This is a genomic window from Pseudomonas sp. GM_Psu_1 (assembly GCF_026544185.1).
Taxonomy (GTDB): domain Bacteria; phylum Pseudomonadota; class Gammaproteobacteria; order Pseudomonadales; family Pseudomonadaceae; genus Chryseomonas; species Chryseomonas oryzihabitans.
Genome location: NZ_JALNUX010000002.1, coordinates 477898 through 494071 on the forward strand (window position 1 = coordinate 477898; position 16174 = coordinate 494071).

The window sequence follows — 16174 nt, forward strand, 5'->3', positions numbered from 1 at the left end:
ATCTCCCGCTTTACGTTTAGCGTCGCGCGCCCCAAGGGGCTAGTCTAGCGACGGCAAGGTTTCATCCGCTTCGCTTGGTCACTTCCGGGTTCCACCAGGCGAAGGCACAGGAACGCTCATCCAGCCAGGGTCCAGGCATGCCAACATTCCCAGCGTCTCGTAGCGCGCCTCCGCGCCGACGGGGCCATACCGTTCTCCTGCGGCTGTTCCCCGCGCTCTGCGTGCTGCTCCTGGGTCTCATCGGCCTGGGTTGCTATCTGCTGGTCGACAATGCCGTGCGCCAGGATGCCACCGTCGCCCAGCATACCGAGCGCGCCGTTGGCCGCACCTTCACGCGCCTCGACGAAGAGGTCGCCCGCAACCTGATCGACTACAGCAAATGGGACGAAGCCTATCGCCGCCTGCACCAGACACTGGACAGCGACTGGGCCTTCGAACAGGGCAATCTGGGCGAATCCCTGTTCCAGGTCTATGGCTATGAGGGAGTGCTGGTGTTCGACGGTCAGGATCGGCCCCGCTATCGCCTGCTCGACGGCCAGCTCGCCGATCCCGCTGCCCCTTGGCTGCAGGGCGACATCGCCGGCCTGCTGGCCGCGGCGCGCAGCGCCGACGCCCGCGCCGGCAGCGTGTCCGGCGTGCTGACCGTGGCCGGGATGCCGGCGCTGGTGGCCGCCGCCGCCATCACCCCGGGCGACCAGGCCGGCGTTCGCCCCCAGGACGCGCCGGCCTCGGTACTGGTCTTCGTCAATGTGCTCAGTCCGGCGCGGCTGGCGGCCCTGAGCGAAGCCAACAACCTGCCGCCGCTGAGCATCAGCGCCAACGGCGCCGGCAGCCGCGCCAGCTGGCAACTGCCGGGTTCCAGCTATCAGCTGACCTGGCGCCCACCGCGTCCGGGGCTGTGGCTGATGCAACAGACCCTGCCGCTGTTCGGCGGCGGGGTGCTGATCCTGCTGCTGGGGCTGATCTGGCTGTTTCGCCAGGCGCTGATCTCGATGCGCCAGCTGGATGCCCAGTACGATGACCTGCTGGCCAGCCGCAGCGAACTGGCCATCGGCGAGCGGCGCTTCCGCGACATCGCCGAGGCCACCTCGGACTGGCTGTGGGAGGTCGACGCCACGCTGCGCCTGGTCTATGTCTCGGATCGCTTCGCCGAGGTCACCGGGGAAGCCACCGAGCGCTGGCTCGGCCGGCCGCTCGCCGAATTGCTCACCCCCCATGCCGACACCCTGGCGCACTGGCTCGCCGGCCAGGCCCACGACCGCAAGCCACGACAGCCGCTGGTCTGCCACTACCTGGACGGCAACGGGCGCGAACGCACCTGCCGGGTGGCCGCCCGGGCCATTCCCGAAGGCGGCTATCGCGGCACCGTCACCGATCTCACCGACGAGATCGAGGCCCTGGCCCAGGTCCAGCACCTGTCCTGGCACGATCCCCTGACCGGCCTGCCCAACCGCCATCGCCTGCACCAGTTTCTCGCCACCCATCTGGAAGGCCCGGAGCCCCGCCCCCTGGCGCTGATCAGCCTGGACCTGGATAGATTCAAGACGGTCAACGACGCCCTCGGCCATGCGGCCGGCGATCAGGTCCTGCAGGAAGCGGCGCAGCGCCTGCGGCAGAACGTGACCGCCACCGACCTGGTGGCGCGCCTGGGCGGCGACGAATTCTGCGTGGTGCTCAGCGGCGATCGCGACCCCGCTGCCATCGCCGACCTCTGTCGGCGCCTGGTGGAGCAGTTGCGCCAACCCTTCCGCCTCGGCGAGCAGCGGGTCTTCATCGGCAGCAGCCTGGGCGTGGCCCTGGCGCCGCGGGATACCGGCATCCCGGCGGAATTGCTGCGTCTGGCCGACATCGCCCTGTACCAGGCCAAGGCCGCTGGCCGCGGCACCTGGCGCTTCCACGAACCGGCCATGAACGAGCAGGTGCTCCTGCGCCGGCAGCTGGAACAGGATCTGCGCCAGGCCCTGCGCGATGATCGCCTCAGTCTCTACTACCAGCCGCGCCGTTGCCTGGCCGATGGCAGCCTGCGCGGCTTCGAGGCGCTGGTGCGCTGGGAGCACCCGACCCAGGGCCTGCTGGAGCCGCTGGATTTCCTGGCCCTGGCCGAAGACGCCGGCCTCGGGCAGCGCCTGGGGCGCTGGGTGCTGGAGACCGCCTGCCACGACGCTCAGGGCTGGCCGGAACGTCTCTCGGTGTCGGTCAATCTGTCGCCGCAGCAATTCCACGCCAACGAAGATCCGGTGCAGACCGTGGCCGAGGCGCTCTACCAGAGCGGCCTGGCGGCCTCGCGCCTGGAGCTGGAACTCACCGAGCGCACCCTGCTGGATCCCGCCGCCGATGTGGCCAACACCCTGGGCGCGCTCAAGGGCCTGGGCGTGCGCCTGTGCCTGGACGACTTCGGGTCCGGCCTGTGCTCCCTGGCCTACCTGCGCCGCTATCCGCTGGACGGCATCCGCCTCGACCGCAGCTTGATCGCGCGGCACCGGCAAGCGCCGGAAGACAGCGCCCTGGTGCGGGCCATGATCGATCTCGGCCGCTCGCTGGGGCTGAGGGTGACCCTCAAGGGCGTGGAAGACGCCGAGCACCTGCGCCAGCTGCAGCACCTGCCGGCGGACGAGATCCAGGGCTTCCACTGCGGCGCGCCGCTACCGGCCGATCGGCTGGGCGCCTGGCTGGACGAAGGGGTGGCGGAGCCGTTGAGCTGAAGGGGTGCGCCGGGCGCCTAGCGCTCGGCCACCATGCTGCCCTCGCCCGCCGCACCGCGTCGCTGGTTGCGGTCGTCGCGAGGAGTGACGCCAAAGAAGTTGCGATAGGCGCTGGAGAAGTGCGGCCCCGACGAGAAGCCGCAGGACAGGCCGATCTGGATGATCGACTTGCTGGTCTGGGTCAGCATCTTGCGCGCCCGATTCAGCCGTAGCTCCAGGTAGTACTGGCTGGGCACCCGCGCCAGGTACTGCTTGAAGATCCGCTCCAGTTGCCGGCGGGAGACGCAGACGTGCTGGGCGATCTCGTCGGTGGTGAGGGGCTCTTCGATATTGGCCTCCATCAGCATCACCGCCTGGGTCAGCTTGGGATGACTCGACCCCAGGCGATTCTTCAGCGGAATGCGCTGCCGCTCGCTGCCTTCGCGCAGCCGCTCGACGATCAGTTCCTCGGCGATGGTGCCCGCCTGTTCGGCGTCGCGGTCACGGCCGATCATGGCCAGCAGCAGATCGAGGATGGCCAGGCCGCCACAGGCGGTCAGGCGATCGCGGTCCCACTCGTAGAGGTGGTGGGTGGCGATGACCTTGGGAAACTGCTCGCTGAATTCCTCCAGCCAGCGCCAGTGCACGGCGGCGCGATGCCCGTCGAGCAGACCGAGCTGGGCGAGGATGTGCACCCCGGCGGAAAAGCCTCCCATCACCACCCCGGCCCGGGCGGTCTGGCGCAGGGCCGCGGCCAGGGGCGGCGGCAGCGCGGGCGAGGGTTCGTCGGCCAGCACGAAGAGGCGATCCAGGCGTTCCAGCTGCCCTTCCCAGTGGCCACCCGGCAGGCGCGGCTGCAACTCGCTGCCGGCCTGCAGAAAGCGCACCTCGTAGGGCGTATCGCTTGAATGGCGAGCGGCGAGTTCCAGCGCTTCCTCGACCAGGCCCACGGTCAGCGGACGAACGTCGGGCCACAGCAGAAAGGCGATGCGGATGGTCATCTAACGTCTGGCTTCCTGTCGAGAGCGGCGGGGGCGACCGATCCGGGGCCCGCGCGCCATGAAACCCTTGTGGGGTGGCACGCATGGTACGCCGGAGCGCTGCCCCTGTCCCGGCCTTTGCCCGGGGTAGCGGACCGGTGTGCCCTCCGGTCCGCCGGTTGGCGCGATTCTAGCGCCAGCGCAACGGCCAGGGCTTTTACCCTGGCGACAACTCCTTACAGGACCGCCAAAAACAAACCGCCCGCTACCGGGACGATAGCGGGCGGTTGGCGAAGCCGTCGAATCAGGCGACGGCCTGGCTCATCTGCTGGTGGGTGCCGACCAGATGCTGCACCACCCCCGGATCGGCCAGGGTGGAGATGTCGCCAAGGGCGTCGTACTCACCCACGGCGATCTTGCGCAGGATCCGCCGCATGATCTTGCCGGAGCGGGTCTTGGGCAGCCCCGGCGCCCACTGGATGACATCGGGCGTGGCGATCGGGCCGATCTCCTTGCGCACCCACTGCTTGAGCTCCTGGCGCAGGGCTTCGTTGCCCTCCTCGCCCTGGTTGAGGGTCACGTAGACATAGATGCCCTGGCCCTTGAGGTCATGGGGCATGCCCACCACCGCGGCCTCGGCCACCTTGGGATGGGCCACCAGGGCGCTCTCGATCTCGGCGGTGCCCATGCGGTGGCCGGAGACGTTGAGCACGTCGTCGACTCGCCCGGTGATCCAGTAGTAGCCGTCTTCGTCGCGGCGGGCGCCGTCACCGGTGAAGTACATGCCCTTGAAGGTCTTGAAGTAGGTGTCGACGAAGCGGTCGTGGTCGCCATAGATGGAGCGCGACTGGCCCGGCCAGGAATCGAGGATCACCAGGTTGCCTTCCACGGCGCCGTCGAGCAGGTTGCCTTCGTTGTCCACCAGCGCCGGCTGGATGCCAAAGAACGGACGGGTCGCCGAACCGGGTTTCTGGCCGATGGCGCCGGGCAGCGGGCTGATGAGGATGCCGCCGGTCTCGGTCTGCCACCAGGTGTCGACGATGGGGCAGCGCTCCTGGCCCACGGTCTTGTAGTACCAGTGCCAGGCCTCGGGGTTGATCGGCTCGCCCACCGAACCGAGCAGGCGCAGGCTGCTGCCGTCGACGCCGCGCATGGCCGCGTCGCCCTGGGCCATCATGGCGCGGATGGCGGTGGGCGCGGTGTAGAGGACGTTGACCTGGTGCTTGTCCACCACCTGGCCCATGCGGGTGACGTCCGGGTAGTTGGGCACGCCCTCGAACAGCAGGGTGGTGGCGCCATTGGCCAGGGGGCCATAGACGATGTAGCTGTGGCCGGTGATCCAGCCGACGTCGGCGGTGCACCAGTAGACCTCGCCCGGGCGATAGTCGAAGACCCGCTCGTGGGTCAGGGCGGCATAGGTCAGGTAGCCACCGGTGGTGTGCAGGATGCCCTTGGGCTTGCCGGTGGAACCGGAGGTATAGAGGATGAACAGCGGCGCCTCGGCGGACATCTCCTTGGGCTCGCAGTGTTCCGGAGCCACCGAGGTGATGTCCTCGTACCAGACGTCGCGGTGGCGGTGCCAGGCGATGTCGGCGCCGGTGCGCTTGCAGACGATCACCTTGCGCACCGAATAGGTGGCCGGGTTGGTCAGGGCCTCGTCGACGTTGGCCTTGAGCGGGATCTTGCGCCCGCCGCGCACGCCTTCGTCGGCGGTGATCACCAGCTTGGACTGGCAGTCGCTGATGCGGCCGGCCAGGGATTCGGGAGAGAAGCCGCCGAACACCACCGAGTGCACCGCGCCGATACGGGCGCAGGCCAGCATGGCCACCACGGCCTCGGGGATCATCGGCATGTAGATGGTCACCACGTCGCCGCGGTGGATGTCCTGGCCGCGCAGGGCGTTGGCCAGCTGGCAGACCTCGCGATGCAGCTCGCGGTAGGTGATGTGGCGGCTGTCGGCCGGATCGTCGCCTTCCCAGATGATGGCGGTCTGGTCGCCGCGGGTTTCCAGGTGGCGATCCAGGCAGTTGTAGGAGGCGTTCAGGGTGCCATCGGCGAACCACTGGATGTCGACGCGATGATCGTCGAAAGAGGTCTGCTTGACCCGGCTGAAGGGCTTGATCCAGTCCAGGCGCTGGGCCTGCTCGCGCCAGAAGCCATCGGGGTTGAGGATGGACTGCTGGTACAGCCGGCGATAGGTGACTTCATCGGTCAGGGTCTGGGAAGCGACTTCCGCGCGGACCGGGTAGAAAGCGGCACTCATGGGACGATCTCCTCGGCGGGAAACTGTTGTTCTTGTTGTGTTCCGTTGTACGGCGCGCACCGGTTTCGGACCATTCGACCATGGTCGGACGGGACGCCGGGAGCTGACCGGCGGGTCTGTTACCCTGCCCTTTCGTGACTTTCTTTCCCCAAGGAGCGCCCCATGGCCGATCTCGCCCACTCCCATTGCGTCCCCTGCCGCTCCAGCGAGCCTGCCCTGAGCGAGGCCGCCAGCAACGAATTACTCAAGGCCGTCCCGGGGTGGACGCTGGTCGAGCGCGAAGGAATTCCACGGCTGGAACGCCGCTATGCCTTCGGCAACTTTCTGGAAGCGCTGGACTTCACCAACCGCGTCGGCCGCGAGGCGCAGGATGAGGATCACCACCCGGCCCTGCTCACCGAATGGGGCGCGGTGACGGTGAGCTGGTGGACCCACAACATCGGCGGCCTGCACCGCAACGACTTCATCATGGCCGCCCGTACCGATGCGGTCGCCCTGGCGGCCAACGTCTGAGCGCCGGACCGCCGGCCGCACGCTAGTCGCAGGCGGCGGCGAGTCCCTCGGCATGCACGAAGCACAGCTTGTTGCCTTCCGGATCCCGGCAGTAGGCGGCGTAGAAGTCCGCGCCATAGTCCGGCCGGATGCCGGGAGCGCCCTCGTCATTGCCGCCCAGTTGCAGGGCGCGGTGCCAGGCCGCCTCGACGGCCGCCGGCGAAGGCGCGGCGAAGCTCACCTGGACGCCATTGCCCCAGGAGGCCGGCAGGCCATTGAAGGGCAGCTGTACATAGAATTGCGGCCACGCTCGCCCCGGGCGCTGCCAGCCACACCCGGGCGGGCCACCATCGTCTTCGGCCGGCATCCGCACCAGGCCGAGCTCGTGCAACACGCCGTCGTAAAAATCGATCAGGCGCTCCAGATCACGCGCGCCTACCTGTACATGGCTGAACATGGGCTCTCTCCCGCTTGCCAGGGGCCATCAGGCCACGTTAGACCAGTCTGCTGCGGCTGCCTATCGGCTCGACAAGCCCGGTCCGGGCGGTTAGCGTGGCGGCCTTTGCCTGTGACGACATAGCCATGAATCTGCGCACCCTCCCCCGCCTGACCAAGATCGGTCTGGTCTTCTTCATCCTCGGCCTGCTGGGCGTGGCCTTCGCCCTCTATGGCCTCTACCAGGGTCCGCGTCCCTCCGAACCCGGCGCCATGCGCAGCCTGCTGTTCGCGGCAGGCTTGCAGCTGACCGGCTACGTGCTGCTCAACCGCAATCGCTTCCGCATGCTGTCCGGCCGGCGCAAGGACTGACCATGACCCTCCAGTGGAGCTGCCGCGCCGCACCGGCGCTGACCACCGCCGAGCTTTATGCCGCCCTGGTGCTGCGCGCCCGGGTCTTCGTGGTGGAGCAGCAGTGCATCTATCCCGACGCCGATGGCCTGGACCTGGCGGAAGACGTCTGGCACCTGTTCGGCTGGCGCGACGACCAGTTGCACGCCTACCTGCGCCTGCTCGGCGCGGTACGCGAGGAAGTGGTGATCGGCCGGGTGATCGTCGCCCCCGAGGGCCGCGGCAGCGGCCTGGGGCATCTGCTGCTGGCGGAAGCCCTGCGCGTCTGCGCCGAGCGCTGGTCCGGGCGCCCGCTGTTCCTCTCCGCCCAGGCCCATTTGCAGGCCTACTATGGCCGCTATGGCTTCACACCCTGCTCAGCGGTCTATGACGAAGACGGCATTGCCCATATCGACATGCGTCGCCTGGCCGACTAACGGCGGCGCAGCGGATCGAGCAGCGGCTTGAGGCCGTTGTGGTCGATCTCCTGCATCAGCGCCAGCAAGCGGCCCAGCTCGCCAGGCGGAAAGCCGCTGCGGGCGAACCAGTTGAGGTAGTGGCCCGGCAGGTCGGCCAGCAGGCGGCCGGCGTACTTGCCATAGGGCATGGTCCAGGTCACCAGGGCTTCCAGATCCGCGGGTTGCATCTCTTGTCTCCTCTACACGGCCTGGCGATTATGCCATGCCCTCAGGGGCCAACCGTCGGCCGCGGGGAGCGCCAGCCGTCCGCGACGATCCCAGCTACACCAGGTCTGCAGAGGATTTCAGCATGAGCAACGTTTCCCGGCCGCTGGCCGCCGTCACCGGTGCCTCCAGCGGCATCGGCTTCGAACTGGCCAAGCAGCTGGCCCGCCACGGCCATGATCTGCTGCTGGTCTCCCGCGGCGATGGGCTGGACGCCGCCGAGCGCGAATTGCGTGCCCTGGGGGTCAAGGTCTGGAGCCATGCGGCCGACCTGCGCACCGCCGTGGGAGTGGAAGAGACCTTTAGATTCCTGCGTCGCCAGGGCCGCCCGCTGGACGTCGTGGTGCTCAACGCCGGCGTCGGCCTGGGCGGCGCCTTCGTCGGCCAGACGCGCCTGGAAGACGAGATGGCATTGATCCAGCTCAATGTGATGGCCACCGTGCACCTGGCCAAGCTGGTGTTGCCGGAGATGGTCGCCGCCGGCCGCGGCCGGGTGCTCTTCACCTCCTCCATCTCGGCCACCGCGCCGATTCCCTTCGAGGCCGTCTACGGCGCCTCCAAGGCCTTCATCAATTCCTTCGCCTTCGCCCTGCGCAACGAGCTGAAGGACAGCGGCGTGACCCTGACGGTGCTCATGCCCGGCCAGACCGACACCAACTTCTTCCACCGCGCCGGCGAAGACGACACCAGCGTCGGCGCCGGGCCCAAGCACGATCCGGTGCAGGTGGCCGCCCAGGGTTATGCCGCCCTGATGCAGGGCCTCGACCATGTCTATGGCGGCGGTCCCGAGGTCCAGCACGAGGGCGAGGTGCTCAATCGGGTGGAAAGCGAGGCTCAGAAGGCCGAACGGCACCGCGCCTGGTCGGAGCCGGGATCGGCGGAAAAAAAGGACTAGCTGCGCTTACGCCAGGCGAGGTGTCAGGCCCCTGCCTGACGTCCGCCCGACAGCCTCTAGTTGACCGGCGTGGCCCCGGGCGTGCCGCACTTGGCGAACTTGCCCTTGGCATCCTTGCATTGCACCGCCTTGGTCTTGGTCGTGTCGCATTTGACGAACTTGCCGTGGGCATCCCGGCAGGGCGCCGCCTGGACGCTGGCGGATGCGAAAAGGGTCAGGGCTAGCGCGGCGAACAGTGCTTTGAGCATGACGATCACCTCCAGGGCCGGGAGTGGCCTCTCGAAGCGTAGCTTGCATGCCAGGGCGCTGCCACGGGCGCTAGCTAGCGACACAAAAGCTCGTATCCAGGCACTGGAGGGAAGACCGTGAGGCTTGCTCGATGTGTGTCGAGGCCGCTCCCCAACGCTCGTTGACGTCATCCGCAGGCTGCCTCATCTTCCGCAGGCTCGTATGGACGAGAAAGTCTTGCCGCCCCCAATTAATGTACATACGATAAATCCATGGACATCACCTTCGACCCGGCCAAGAACGCCCTCAACATCGCTGCTCGCGGATTGAGCTTCGAAGGGGTTGCCAACTTCGATTTCGAAACGGCGCTGATCTGGGTCGACGACCGCAGGATCTATCCGGAAGTACGGTATTCGGCCCTGGGCCTGGTTGCGGGCCGAGTGCATGCCGTGGTGTTCACCGAAACCGCTACCGGCATTGGGGTCATCAGCTTCCGCAAGGCAAACAATCGCGAGGTAAAACGCTATGAGCAAGCCACTCAACCCTGAATTGATCGACGCGGAAAACCCTGAGTGGACCGACGAGAAGGTCGAGCAATCGGTGCGTATCGGTGCGTTGCCGGTGACCTTGCAAGCCAAGCTGCGTCGCGGCCGACCCCAAGCGAGCGTCACCAAGGAGCGCATCACCATTCGGCTTTCCCCGGACGTTGTCGACGCCTTCCGCGCGACGGGTTCAGGCTGGCAAACCCGCATGGATGCCGCGCTCAAGGACTGGCTGAAAACGCATTCGCCGTCCTGATCGTGCTCCGCCTTGCCCTGACACTGGGCGTCCATCTCCAAGCTGGATAAATCAGGAGTCGCGCTATCCAGACCTGCCGCTAGAGGCCTAGGGCAGCATCCGCCGATTCCCCTCGACGTTCTTGCGGCCGACCAGGCTGCTCACTGTACCGCCCGATCTCTGCCTCACTGATCCTCGCGCACCGCGGGAACAGGCGCCAAGATGCCCATTCGCCAATCACCATGGGAACGACCATGCGCACCCTGGGCCTGCTGGGCGGCATGAGCTGGGAGAGTTCGGCTCACTACTATCGCATCCTCAACGAAGAGATCCGGCGGCGACTGGGTGGCAGTCATTCGGCGGCCTGCCTGCTGCTGTCGGTGGACTTCGCCGAGATCGCTGCCCTGCAGCATGCCGGCGACTGGGCGACGCTGGGTCTACGTCTGCAGGCGCATGCGCGACAACTGGCGGCCGGCGGTGCCGAGGCGCTGGTGCTCTGTACCAACACCATGCATTGCCTGGCGGCGGAGATCGAGGCGGCCACGGCCCTGCCGCTGTTGCAGATCGCCGATCCCACCGGTGCGGCGATCCAGGCGAAGGGCCTGCGGACCGTCGGCCTGCTGGGCACCGCCTTCACCATGGAGCAGGCCTTCTATCGCGAGCGGCTGACGGCGCGCTTCGGCCTGGAGGTGCTGGTGCCTGAAGCGACCGCGCGCCAGACCGTGCACCGCATCATCTATGAAGAGCTGGTGCGCGGCGAGGTGCGCGCCGAATCGCGGGCCGCCTATCGCGCCATCATCGCCGAACTGGTCGCCCGAGGCGCCGAGGGCATCGTGCTCGGCTGCACCGAGATCATGCTGCTGGTGGACCAGAGCGACAGTGCAGTGCCGCTGTTCGACACCACGCGACTGCACGCCCTGGCCGCCGTGGACTGGGCCCTGGACGAGCCCCGGGACTAATCCTGCAGTCGCTGCGCCACCTCGGCCAGCAGCGGACGGGCATCGAGCGCGGGCTGCTGGCACTCCGCGGCCAGGGCCGCCAGTGCCGGATCGACCGGCTCGCTGCACCGCGCCAGCCACTCCTCCAGCAGGATGCCGAAGGCGCGACTCTCGAAGCGTTGCAGGCGCGCCGCCTGAATCTCGTCCTCGGGCAGCAGCGAGGCACCGCCGAAGTCCCCCAGCAGGCAGCGGGCGCCACCGTCCCAGAGGATGTTATGGGCATAGAAATCACCGTGGACCAGGCCGTGCCCGTGCAGGTGCGCCAGGGCACTGGCCATGCCGCCAGCCATGCGGCGCACGGCGCTGGCGGTGAAGCGGGTGTCCTCGGGATAGACGTCGCGGCTGCAGGTGGTGAAACTGGGCGGTCCGGCCAGGTTGCCGAAGGCCGGCTCCACCAGCTCCAGCACCAGGCCGCTGCGCTGCTCGGGATGCTCGGCCAGGTCACCGAGAGCACCGATCAGCCAGGGATGGGTGCCGGCGCTGAGGCTGGCGGCGCTTTCGCTTTCCGGGGTGCCATCGCTGGTCATGCTGCCCTTGAACAGCTTGACGGCGACCTCGCGCGACCCGGTGGGGGATTGCCAGCGCGCCTGATGGATGATGCCGGAGGCGCCCTCCCCCAGCCGCTCGCCAAGCTGCAGATCACCCCAGGCGATGCGCTGCTGGCGGGCGGCCTGAGCTCGCACCGCGCGCTCGCGCTCGGCGCCCAGGGGATTGTCGCCATAGGCCAGCCAGGTCAGCCGTGGCAACTCCAGGATGGCCGGCGGCAGCGCGGCGAAGCGATTCGCCGACAGCCGCAGCAGTTCCAGCTGGTGCAGGTCGGCCATGGACGCCGGCAGATGCTGCAAGCGGTTACCGGCCAGCATCAGCTTTTGCAGGGCGGGTCGCTCGCCCAGGGCGGCGGGCACCTCGGCGATGCGGTTGTCGGTAAGGATCAGCCAGCGCAGGCGTGGCGGCAGGGCCGCGGCGCCTACCCGCTCCAGCTGGCAGGCCTTGAAGCCGATCATCTCCAGCCTGGGCAGCGTGCCCAGCACCTCGGGCAGCTCGGTGAAGGGATTGCCCGAGCAGAAGAGAATGCGCAGCTGGTGCAGCCGACCCAGGTCGGCGGGCAAGCGGGTCAGCCGATTGCCCGACAGGTCGAGGATTTCCAGGCTGTCGGCCAGGCTAAAGATCTCTTCGGGGAATTCGGTCAGGTCGGCGCGCAGGGTCAGGCGCGTGGCCCCGGCCAGTTCGCCGGCACGCAGCCGGGCAAGGGTATCCGTCATGGGAAAGCGACTCTCACTGTCTGGAAAAACCGGCACCCGCCGGTGATGGCGCGGACGTTAGCACGCCGGGGCAACTAGCCGCGGCCCTCGTGCGCCAGAATGCGCGCCACTGCCTCTTGCAGCGTGCCGGCGGTCACCTGGGGCGGCGCCAGGGGATTGGCCACCTGGTCGGGACGCCGCTGCAGCAGGGCACCCTTGAACCCGGCGGCCTGGGCGCCGGCGATGTCCCAGGCATGGACGGCGATCAGCCACAGGTCTTCGGCGGGTTGACCCAGGCTGCTGGCGGCCTGGCGATAGGTGGCCGTAACCGGCTTGCTGGCGCCGGCGTCCTCGGCCGAGAGGATATCGGCGAAGGCGTCGCTCAGGCCGGCGTATTCCAGCTGCGCCCGGGTCGCGGCGCGTGCATTGTTGGAAAAGGCCATGCAGCTCACGCCCTGTGCCCGGGCGAAATCGAGGCCCGCGCGGACATCGGCATGGGCGGGCAGCCGCTTGAGGGCGTCCGCGACGCGCTGCTTGTCGGCGGCGGTGAGCGTTCGCCCGAACCGTGCGCCGATCATCTCCAGCGCCGCCTGACCCTGGGCCTCGAAGGGGGCGTGCCGGCCACAGAGCTCGGCGCTCATGGCGTTCTGCAAGGTCTGGGCGAACCATAGCGTGCGGCTCTGGGGGTCACCGAACAGGTCGGTGAACAGGCTATCCAGCGCGGACAGGTCCAGCACGGTCTCGTTGATGTCGAACAGGCAGGTCAGGGTCATGGTCGCTACTCGGCAGGGGATATCCCTTCGACCAGGGCTCGCGATTGACGTGCAGCCGCGCTAAGGTTCCAGACTGGCAGGCGAGACGAAACGGCTAAAGTCTTATGATTTCTCGCCGATACTTCCGCAGACCTGCCTCTCGTTTGCTGCACTCGCCTGGCTCGGGTCGCGGCAGTTCTTCCAGGATGGGCTTGTTGCTCAAGCAAGGCTCATCGATATTCCCGAGATAGCCTGATGGCCGATTCACTGAAGTACGAAGATGACCGCCTCAACGCCCTGCACGCCCTGGAGTTGCTGGATTCGGCGCCGGCGGAGGAATTCGATCGCCTCTGCGAACTGGTCGCCAGCAGCTTCAATGTGCCGACCGCGCTGATCAGCCTGGTGGATCGCGATCGCCAGTGGTTCAAGGCCCGCGTCGGCTTCGACCTGGCGCAGATGCCCATCGAGGACGCCTTCTGCGCCCACACCATCCAGGCCGAGGATGGCCGGATGGAGATCAACGATGCCTGCTGCGATACCCGCTTCAGCCATAACCCCCTGGTGGTACGCGCCCCCCATGTGCGCTTCTATGCCGGCTCGACCCTGGTCACCGAGGGCGGCTATGCCATCGGCAGTCTGTGCATCCTCGACAGCCAGCCGCGCGAACTGACGGCGGAGGAGCGCAAGCGCCTGGACGATTTCGCCGCCCAGGTGATGAGCCTCATAGGCCTGCGCCAGCACCTGCGCCGCCGTGATCCGGTCAGCGGCCTGCCCAATCGCCAGCAGTTCCACGCCGATGTCGCCCAGCTGGCCGAACTCCAGCCCGATGAGGGGCGCCTGCTGGTGCTGGTGGATCCCCTGGAAACCCACTGGAAGGAGCAACTGATTCTGGCCCAGGGCATGTGGCCCTTCGAGACCTTCCTGCGCAGCCTCGCCTTGCGCCTGTGCGACGCCCTGAGCGAGCGGGCCAAGGTCTATCACGTGGACACCAAGAGATTCGCCTTCCTGCTGCCGGAGGACTGCGATTATCCGCCGCTGCTCGACGCGCTCATCGCCCAGTTGCGGATGCCGGTCCAGGCCGACCGCATTCCCATCGATCCGCCGGTCAAGGCCGGTGTGGTGCCCTTCCTGCTCGACGCGGGCGAAGTCCGCGACCTGCTGCGCAAGGCCATGGTGGCGGTCGATCAGGCGGCGCTGAGCAGTCGTCACTGGGTCGTCTACGAACGCCCCCGGGACGAGGCCTTCCAGCGGATCTTCCAGCTGGTCCGGCAGATTCCCGAAGGCCTCGAACGCGGCGACTTCAGCCTGGCCTTCCAGCCGCGCCTGGCCCTGCCCGAGCGCCGACTGTGCAGCGCCGAAGCCCTGTTGCGCTGGACCCATCCGCAACTCGGCCCCATCGCTCCGGGCGATTTCATTCCGGCGATCGAGAAGACCGCGCTGATCCACAGCGTCACCCGCTGGGTGATCCGTACCGCCATCGGCCAGCTGGCGCACTGGGACACTAGCTATCAGGGGCGACTGTCGCTCAACCTGTCGCCACGGGATTTCGACGAAGGCGATCTGGTCGAGTTGCTGCGCGAGACCTGCCAGCGCCAGGGTGTCGATCCGCGGCGGCTGGAAGTGGAGATCACCGAAGGCGAATGGCTCAGACGCAATCCCGAGGCCATCGCCCAGCTGCATGCCCTGCGCGAGCTGGGTCTGGAGATTGCCATCGACGACTTCGGCAGTGGCTACAGCAACTTCGCCTATCTCTACGAATTGCCGGTCACCAGCGTCAAGCTCGACCGCTCGCTGATCCATGACCTGCCCGAGGATCCACGCAAACAGGAGGTGGTCAGGGCGCTGCTGGCGTTGATCGGCAAGCTCGGCTATCGCAGCGTCGCCGAAGGCATAGAGACGCCCGAGGTGCTGGCCTTCCTGCTGGAAGCCGGCTGCGACGAGGTCCAGGGCTATCTGCTGGCCCGGCCCATGGCCCTGCCCGCTTTCGAGGCCTGGTACGCCGAACGGGGTTAAGCCGAATGGATGAGGTCATTTGACTGACAAATTCATTCCAGGCTCTACACTGGTTCAGGTCGTAGTTTCCCGGGAGTGAGGACATGAGGGAATCAGGTACCGAGTTGTTGGAGGTGGTTGGCCTGGATACCGGCAACCTGAGCAGCCAGGGCTGCATCGACAAGGTGCTGCACGCGCTGCGCATCCACCTGGACATGGACGTGGCCTTTCTTGCCGAATTTCGCCAGCAGGATCGGGTCTTTCGCAACGTCGATGCGGCGCCCGATGCGCCGCTCAAAGCCGGCGATGCCCTGCCGCTCAGCCAGGGCTATTGTCAGCAGGTGGTGACCGGCCACCTGCCCGAACTCATCCCCGACACCCGCGCCGTCGGCGCTACCCGGCTGATCCCGGAAACCCGCAGCGTGCCCATCGGCGCTCACGTCAGCGTGCCGGTGCGGCTCAGCGATGGCGAACTCTATGGCACCTTCTGCTGCTTCAAGTACCAGCCCGATCCGACCCTGAGTCCTCGTGACCTGGAGTTGGTGCGGACCTTTGCCGAACTGGTGGCCGATCGCCTCAGCCTGGACGTCTCCAGTCGCCGCGGCCAGGTGGAGATGCGCGAGCGCATCCAGGGCGCGGTGGCCGCCCACCAGCCGAGCATCGTCTACCAGCCGATCTATCACCTGACGGATCTGCGCATCGCCGGCTGGGAATCCCTGTCGCGCTTCCACTGCCCGCCGCAGCGCAGCCCGGACCTGTGGTTTTCCGAAGCCAGCGCCGTCGGTCTCGGCGACGAACTGGAAGAAAGCGCCATGCGCTTCGCCCTACAGGGACTGCAGAGTCTGCCCGACGACAGCTACCTGACCATGAACTGTTCGCCGCAGACCATCCTGGGCGGGCGCCTGCCAGCGCTGCTGGCCGGCAATCCTCCCGGACGCCTGGTGCTGGAGATCACCGAACATGCCGAGGTCGACGACTACGACGCCCTGCATGCCCAGCTGCAACCGCTGCGGGCCCAGGGCGTGCGCCTGGCCATCGACGATGCCGGCGCCGGCTATTCGAGTCTGAGGCACATCCTTCGACTGCGGCCGGACATGATCAAGCTGGACATGAGCCTGGTGCGCGACATCGATCGCGACGCCGAACGCCGGGCGCTGGCCTCGGCGATCATCGCCTTCGCCCGCGAGACCCACAAGGAGGTGATCGCCGAGGGGGTGGAAACCCTCGCCGAGCTGGAAGCGCTCAAGGCGCTGCAGGTGGACAAGGTGCAGGGCAACCTGCTGAGTCGCCCGCTGCCGCGCGACGACGCCCTGCGCCTGCCCCGGCAGCGCCAGCTGGAAGGCCAGGCGGACCGCTGAACCGGGAAG

17 protein-coding genes are annotated in these 16174 nt (G+C 67.6%); 10 read left to right on the forward strand and 7 right to left on the reverse strand.

Translation table 11 applies throughout. The features are described 5' to 3' along the window. Positions 1-221 precede the first annotated feature (221 nt). Positions 222-2702, forward strand: coding sequence for an EAL domain-containing protein (locus OXS31_RS04925; RefSeq protein WP_081347933.1), 2481 nt, complete (start codon positions 222-224; stop codon positions 2700-2702). Between the two features lie 17 nt (positions 2703-2719). Here OXS31_RS04925 and OXS31_RS04930 read toward each other — a convergent pair whose 3' ends face one another. Further along, positions 2720-3682 (reverse strand): GlxA family transcriptional regulator, encoded by a 963-nt coding sequence (locus OXS31_RS04930; protein ID WP_007159579.1) that lies wholly within the window; start codon positions 3680-3682, stop codon positions 2720-2722. Between the two features lie 283 nt (positions 3683-3965). Then, positions 3966-5924, reverse strand: a complete 1959-nt coding sequence (gene acs, locus OXS31_RS04935; protein ID WP_027602536.1) for an acetate--CoA ligase — start codon at positions 5922-5924, stop codon at positions 3966-3968. Between the two features lie 162 nt (positions 5925-6086). On the opposite strand from acs, the gene OXS31_RS04940 reads away from it, so the two are divergent. Then, positions 6087-6437 carry a 4a-hydroxytetrahydrobiopterin dehydratase gene (locus OXS31_RS04940; protein ID WP_007159581.1) on the forward strand — a complete coding sequence of 117 codons (351 nt, stop codon included), beginning with the start codon at positions 6087-6089 and terminating at the stop codon, positions 6435-6437. 22 nt (positions 6438-6459) lie between these two features. Here OXS31_RS04940 and OXS31_RS04945 read toward each other — a convergent pair whose 3' ends face one another. After that, the gene (locus OXS31_RS04945) at positions 6460-6873 is read right to left on the reverse strand and encodes a VOC family protein (RefSeq protein ID WP_027597131.1); all 414 of its coding nucleotides are present in this window, start codon (positions 6871-6873) and stop codon (positions 6460-6462) included. A gap of 125 nt (positions 6874-6998) precedes the next feature. Between OXS31_RS04945 and OXS31_RS04950 the strand changes: the two genes are divergently transcribed. Both OXS31_RS04950 and OXS31_RS04955 read left to right on the forward strand, forming a co-directional pair. Next, positions 6999-7223, forward strand: a complete 225-nt coding sequence (locus OXS31_RS04950; protein WP_007159583.1) for a hypothetical protein — start codon at positions 6999-7001, stop codon at positions 7221-7223. A 2-nt stretch (positions 7224-7225) separates the two neighbouring features. After that, complete coding sequence (locus OXS31_RS04955) at positions 7226-7678, forward strand: GNAT family N-acetyltransferase (RefSeq protein WP_267398189.1); 453 nt, start codon at positions 7226-7228, stop codon at positions 7676-7678. Here OXS31_RS04955 and OXS31_RS04960 read toward each other — a convergent pair. After that, positions 7675-7887 (reverse strand): DUF3820 family protein, encoded by a 213-nt coding sequence (locus tag OXS31_RS04960; RefSeq protein ID WP_042136137.1) that lies wholly within the window; start codon positions 7885-7887, stop codon positions 7675-7677. The two genes, OXS31_RS04955 and OXS31_RS04960, sit on opposite strands and share 4 nt — an antisense overlap. Before the next feature lie 122 nt (positions 7888-8009). Here OXS31_RS04960 and OXS31_RS04965 point away from each other — a divergent pair, with 122 nt between their 5' ends. After that, positions 8010-8819 carry an SDR family NAD(P)-dependent oxidoreductase gene (locus OXS31_RS04965; RefSeq protein WP_007159586.1) on the forward strand — a complete coding sequence of 270 codons (810 nt, stop codon included), beginning with the start codon at positions 8010-8012 and terminating at the stop codon, positions 8817-8819. Positions 8820-8875: 56 nt separating this feature from the next. Here OXS31_RS04965 and OXS31_RS04970 read toward each other — a convergent pair whose 3' ends face one another. Next, positions 8876-9067, reverse strand: coding sequence for a hypothetical protein (locus OXS31_RS04970; protein ID WP_007159587.1), 192 nt, complete (start codon positions 9065-9067; stop codon positions 8876-8878). 252 nt (positions 9068-9319) lie between these two features. On the opposite strand from OXS31_RS04970, the gene OXS31_RS04975 reads away from it, so the two are divergent. The 3 genes from OXS31_RS04975 to OXS31_RS04985 all read left to right on the forward strand — a co-directional run bounded on the left by OXS31_RS04975 (position 9320) and on the right by OXS31_RS04985 (position 10783). Then, positions 9320-9595, forward strand: a complete 276-nt coding sequence (locus OXS31_RS04975; RefSeq protein ID WP_267398194.1) for a BrnT family toxin — start codon at positions 9320-9322, stop codon at positions 9593-9595. Further along, positions 9573-9845, forward strand: coding sequence for a BrnA antitoxin family protein (locus OXS31_RS04980; RefSeq protein ID WP_027597134.1), 273 nt, complete (start codon positions 9573-9575; stop codon positions 9843-9845). Before OXS31_RS04975 ends, OXS31_RS04980 begins: the two co-directional genes overlap by 23 nt. 233 nt (positions 9846-10078) lie before the next feature. After that, on the forward strand, positions 10079-10783 hold the full coding sequence (locus OXS31_RS04985; RefSeq protein WP_267398195.1) for an aspartate/glutamate racemase family protein: 705 nt from the start codon (positions 10079-10081) through the stop codon (positions 10781-10783). Here the strand turns inward: OXS31_RS04985 and OXS31_RS04990 are convergent. Continuing rightward, positions 10780-12084 carry a leucine-rich repeat-containing protein kinase family protein gene (locus OXS31_RS04990; protein ID WP_074583820.1) on the reverse strand — a complete coding sequence of 435 codons (1305 nt, stop codon included), beginning with the start codon at positions 12082-12084 and terminating at the stop codon, positions 10780-10782. The genes OXS31_RS04985 and OXS31_RS04990 overlap by 4 nt on opposite strands. A gap of 74 nt (positions 12085-12158) precedes the next feature. Beyond that, positions 12159-12836 (reverse strand): haloacid dehalogenase type II, encoded by a 678-nt coding sequence (locus OXS31_RS04995; RefSeq protein ID WP_267398197.1) that lies wholly within the window; start codon positions 12834-12836, stop codon positions 12159-12161. Positions 12837-13070: 234 nt separating this feature from the next. Here OXS31_RS04995 and OXS31_RS05000 point away from each other — a divergent pair, with 234 nt between their 5' ends. Beyond that, positions 13071-14828, forward strand: coding sequence for an EAL domain-containing protein (locus tag OXS31_RS05000; protein ID WP_267398198.1), 1758 nt, complete (start codon positions 13071-13073; stop codon positions 14826-14828). A gap of 83 nt (positions 14829-14911) precedes the next feature. Further along, complete coding sequence (locus OXS31_RS05005; protein WP_027602526.1) at positions 14912-16165, forward strand: EAL domain-containing protein; 1254 nt, start codon at positions 14912-14914, stop codon at positions 16163-16165. The last annotated feature ends 9 nt before the right edge of the window (positions 16166-16174 follow it).

What these genes read in the sequence shown, in the direction of transcription:
- OXS31_RS04930 (WP_007159579.1), bottom strand. Translation starts at nt 3,682, where the DNA reads ATGACCATCCGCATCGCCTTTCTGCTGTGGCCCGACGTTCGTCCGCTG.
- acs (WP_027602536.1), bottom strand. Translation starts at nt 5,924, where the DNA reads ATGAGTGCCGCTTTCTACCCGGTCCGCGCGGAAGTCGCTTCCCAGACC.
- OXS31_RS04940 (WP_007159581.1), top strand. Translation starts at nt 6,087, where the DNA reads ATGGCCGATCTCGCCCACTCCCATTGCGTCCCCTGCCGCTCCAGCGAG.
- OXS31_RS04945 (WP_027597131.1), bottom strand. Translation starts at nt 6,873, where the DNA reads ATGTTCAGCCATGTACAGGTAGGCGCGCGTGATCTGGAGCGCCTGATC.
- OXS31_RS04950 (WP_007159583.1), top strand. Translation starts at nt 6,999, where the DNA reads ATGAATCTGCGCACCCTCCCCCGCCTGACCAAGATCGGTCTGGTCTTC.
- OXS31_RS04955 (WP_267398189.1), top strand. Translation starts at nt 7,226, where the DNA reads ATGACCCTCCAGTGGAGCTGCCGCGCCGCACCGGCGCTGACCACCGCC.
- OXS31_RS04960 (WP_042136137.1), bottom strand. Translation starts at nt 7,887, where the DNA reads ATGCAACCCGCGGATCTGGAAGCCCTGGTGACCTGGACCATGCCCTAT.
- OXS31_RS04965 (WP_007159586.1), top strand. Translation starts at nt 8,010, where the DNA reads ATGAGCAACGTTTCCCGGCCGCTGGCCGCCGTCACCGGTGCCTCCAGC.
- OXS31_RS04970 (WP_007159587.1), bottom strand. Translation starts at nt 9,067, where the DNA reads ATGCTCAAAGCACTGTTCGCCGCGCTAGCCCTGACCCTTTTCGCATCC.
- OXS31_RS04975 (WP_267398194.1), top strand. Translation starts at nt 9,320, where the DNA reads ATGGACATCACCTTCGACCCGGCCAAGAACGCCCTCAACATCGCTGCT.
- OXS31_RS04980 (WP_027597134.1), top strand. Translation starts at nt 9,573, where the DNA reads ATGAGCAAGCCACTCAACCCTGAATTGATCGACGCGGAAAACCCTGAG.
- OXS31_RS04985 (WP_267398195.1), top strand. Translation starts at nt 10,079, where the DNA reads ATGCGCACCCTGGGCCTGCTGGGCGGCATGAGCTGGGAGAGTTCGGCT.
- OXS31_RS04990 (WP_074583820.1), bottom strand. Translation starts at nt 12,084, where the DNA reads ATGACGGATACCCTTGCCCGGCTGCGTGCCGGCGAACTGGCCGGGGCC.
- OXS31_RS04995 (WP_267398197.1), bottom strand. Translation starts at nt 12,836, where the DNA reads ATGACCCTGACCTGCCTGTTCGACATCAACGAGACCGTGCTGGACCTG.
- OXS31_RS05000 (WP_267398198.1), top strand. Translation starts at nt 13,071, where the DNA reads ATGGCCGATTCACTGAAGTACGAAGATGACCGCCTCAACGCCCTGCAC.
- OXS31_RS05005 (WP_027602526.1), top strand. Translation starts at nt 14,912, where the DNA reads ATGAGGGAATCAGGTACCGAGTTGTTGGAGGTGGTTGGCCTGGATACC.